3 protein-coding genes and 1 pseudogene are annotated in these 2,770 nt (G+C 27.1%); all 4 read right to left on the bottom strand.

Annotated elements, in window-relative coordinates:
* Window positions 1-71: 71 nt before the first annotated feature.
* A complete protein-coding gene (locus tag CI949_RS19450) occupies window positions 72-1,238 on the bottom strand; it encodes a phosphotransferase (protein WP_133506118.1) in 1,167 nt (388 codons plus the stop codon).
* A 28-nt stretch (window positions 1,239-1,266) separates the two neighbouring features.
* Window positions 1,267-1,701 carry a EutP/PduV family microcompartment system protein gene (eutP, locus tag CI949_RS19445; RefSeq protein WP_133506120.1) on the bottom strand — a complete coding sequence of 145 codons (435 nt, stop codon included), beginning with the start codon at window positions 1,699-1,701 and terminating at the stop codon, window positions 1,267-1,269.
* Between the two features lie 2 nt (window positions 1,702-1,703).
* Window positions 1,704-2,057, bottom strand: coding sequence for an ethanolamine utilization microcompartment protein EutS (eutS, locus tag CI949_RS19440; RefSeq protein WP_133506122.1), 354 nt, complete (start codon window positions 2,055-2,057; stop codon window positions 1,704-1,706).
* A gap of 29 nt (window positions 2,058-2,086) precedes the next feature.
* Window positions 2,087-2,770, bottom strand: a pseudogene (locus CI949_RS19435) (acetate kinase); the annotation flags it as partial.

Below are 2,770 nucleotides of genomic sequence, written 5' to 3'. Positions count from 1 at the left end.
AGAGAGAAGATTAAAAGGATTTTTAGCTGCTCGAGAAAAACTAATTCAACTATTTGAAGAAAGATATTAATTTATTTACACAAAATACTTGACGTTACCGATATTCTTACAGCAAATTCTTGAGCAATTGCTCTTTGCTTTAGTTTCTTTATTCTTTTTAAATCTAAACAAAGACCTTCATCATATAATCTACTAATAATTGTTAAAGAAATAAAAGAAAGCATTTGGTACAAATATTCATTAAAATATTTTTCTATTTTTACAGATGATGAATTAACCTCCATTTTAAATAATCTAATCAGTTTAAATTTAAAAATATTATAAACTCTTTTTATAAACTTTAATATATATATTTGATATCCTTTTCTTTTAGGGTTATATTCAAACCCTAATAATGAAGAATAATTTAAAATTAAATTAGCAATTAATCTTCCCATATCAAAAGATGGTAAACCATAGCCCGCAAATTCTGTATCAAAAATAGTAACTTTATTATTTTTAACAAAAATATTAGAACTATGAAAATCTCCATGGATTAAAGCTGATTTTGTATTATTAAAGACAGATCTAATTTCTTTTGTTTTTGAAATTATTTTTTTATCTTGACAAAAGGTTGATACTTTTTCTTTAATTAAAGGATTTACGGCTCTATTATCTGGCTCTAAAATAGCTCTATTAAAAATTAAGTCATCCCAGATATTAATTGTTTCAGATTGATCAAAAAAATTTGAAAGACCATTGAATTGTTCTTCATCTAAAAAATATTTTGAGCTATAAAATGCAGTTCTTGCTAAAAATATAGCTATTTGATTGTCAATGTTTTTTAATTTTTTTCTTTTTATTAATGCACTTCTTAAAAGATCCATTCCCTCTATATACTCAAAAATTATTATATTATTATTACTATCGAAATAATATACTTCAGGAACAAATCCTGAGCAGCACCCCCGCCAAAATTTTAATGAATAAAATTCTGAGTAAATTCTATCTTTGGGTAAAGGAATATTAACATTTTCTATAGCGGCTTTTCTTACATAAGGAAGAACTTGTTTCAAAACAACTTTTTTATTATTAATCTTATTTTTAATTAAAAATAAGTTATTAGCATAACCATTGACACTTAATGTATTAGAATTTAAACTTTTAATAATAATGTTTTCTGAGTTTGTGAAAACATTAGTTTCTTTTTTTATATATTCAGCTGCTTCTTCTAAAGTTATCATTTCAGTTAAATCCATTATATTACCTTCCAATCTAGATTAAAAATCATATATTAGAAATAAAATTTGCTAATTTATTAATTCCTTCTCCAGTCAAAGAACTTGTTAAAAATATTCTTTTAGCCCCAGCCATATTTAAAATATCTTTAGCATATTCAATATTCGCTTCTTTTTCATCAATTTTTGTTATTATTCCAATTACAGGGCGGGTAAATATTGAAGCAAATGTAGGAGGAAAAAAATATTGTTCTGCTGTTGCATCAGCAACTAATCCGATAATTTCTGCTTCTTGAGCAGCCGAAATTAAAGCTGTATAATACTGTCTATTCTCTATATATTCTCCTGGAGTATCAATAATTTGGTCTTCAAATTCCAAACTTTGTGTTCTAACATTAATTTTTTTAAATTTTTTACCCTTCAATACTTTTAATAATGTCGTTTTACCCGCTTTAGTTCCACCAATTAGAATTATATCTTTCATGTTTATGACCTCGTAATCTCTGTTATATCAAACCCTAAAACATGTTCTAATAAATTCAAAATGTTTTTAAGAGCAGATTCGACACTTGATACTTTACCACTTATAACTAATGAACCACTAAACCGATCAATAAATCCAATTTTAATATCTGCATTTTTACTAGCAGAATCTGCTGCGATTATTGCTGCTTCACTGGGGGTAATGGTTAATATCCCAAGAGCTTCGTGTTGTTCATTCAGGCCAATTTTCTTATAAATATCAGCTGAAGGATGTGCAATTAAATGTACTAGAGTAACTTGTTTACCAGGGACATATTCTTGTATAACTCTATCTTTTTTCTTTTTCAATTCTGCCATGTTATCTCCTCCGGAAATAAACATAATAATTATCCCACAATTCCTTTAATTATATTCTTAATATAAGTTTCTACAACGTCTTTTGCTTCTCGTGCAATAACTAGTTCTTCATTTGTTGGAATAACATAAACATCTACATTAGAATTATCAGAACTAATTTTAACTTCTTTGCCACGACAATTATTTTTATCCTCATCAAGTTCAATACCAAAATAATCCATGTCTGATACTATTTTTTTTCGAATATTAATTGCATTTTCACCAATACCAGCAGTAAAAATCAATAAATCAACTCGACCCAACAAGGCTGCATATGAGCCAATATATTTCTTTACTCTACGACAGAAAATATCTATAGCTAATTGTGCCCTTTCATCACCTAAATCAGCTTTTTCACCAATATCTCTAAAGTCATTACTAATTCCAGAAATTCCTAATACTCCACTTTCAGTATTTAAAGCTTGATCAATTTCTTCAATATCCATATTTCTTTCTTTCATAATATATGGTATTATACCTGCGTCAAGATCACCAGATCTAGTTCCCATAACTAAACCTTCTAAAGGTGTTAAACCCATAGTTGTATCAATTACTTTTCCATCTTCAATAGCTGTTATACTAGCTCCATTACCCAAGTGACAACTAATAATTTTTAAGTCTTTATAATCTTTTTCTAATAATTCGGAACCTCTTTCTGAAACATATTTATGAGA

The organism is Halanaerobium sp. (assembly GCF_003070835.1).
The sequence above is the reverse complement of the archived record's forward strand: the minus strand, read 5'-3'. Positions and strand labels throughout refer to the sequence as shown.

Coding starts and splice junctions, on each gene's coding strand:
- CI949_RS19450 (WP_133506118.1), bottom strand. CDS start 1,238: ATGGATTTAACTGAAATGATAACTTTAGAAGAAGCAGCTGAATATATA.
- eutP (WP_133506120.1), bottom strand. CDS start 1,701: ATGAAAGATATAATTCTAATTGGTGGAACTAAAGCGGGTAAAACGACA.
- eutS (WP_133506122.1), bottom strand. CDS start 2,057: ATGGCAGAATTGAAAAAGAAAAAAGATAGAGTTATACAAGAATATGTC.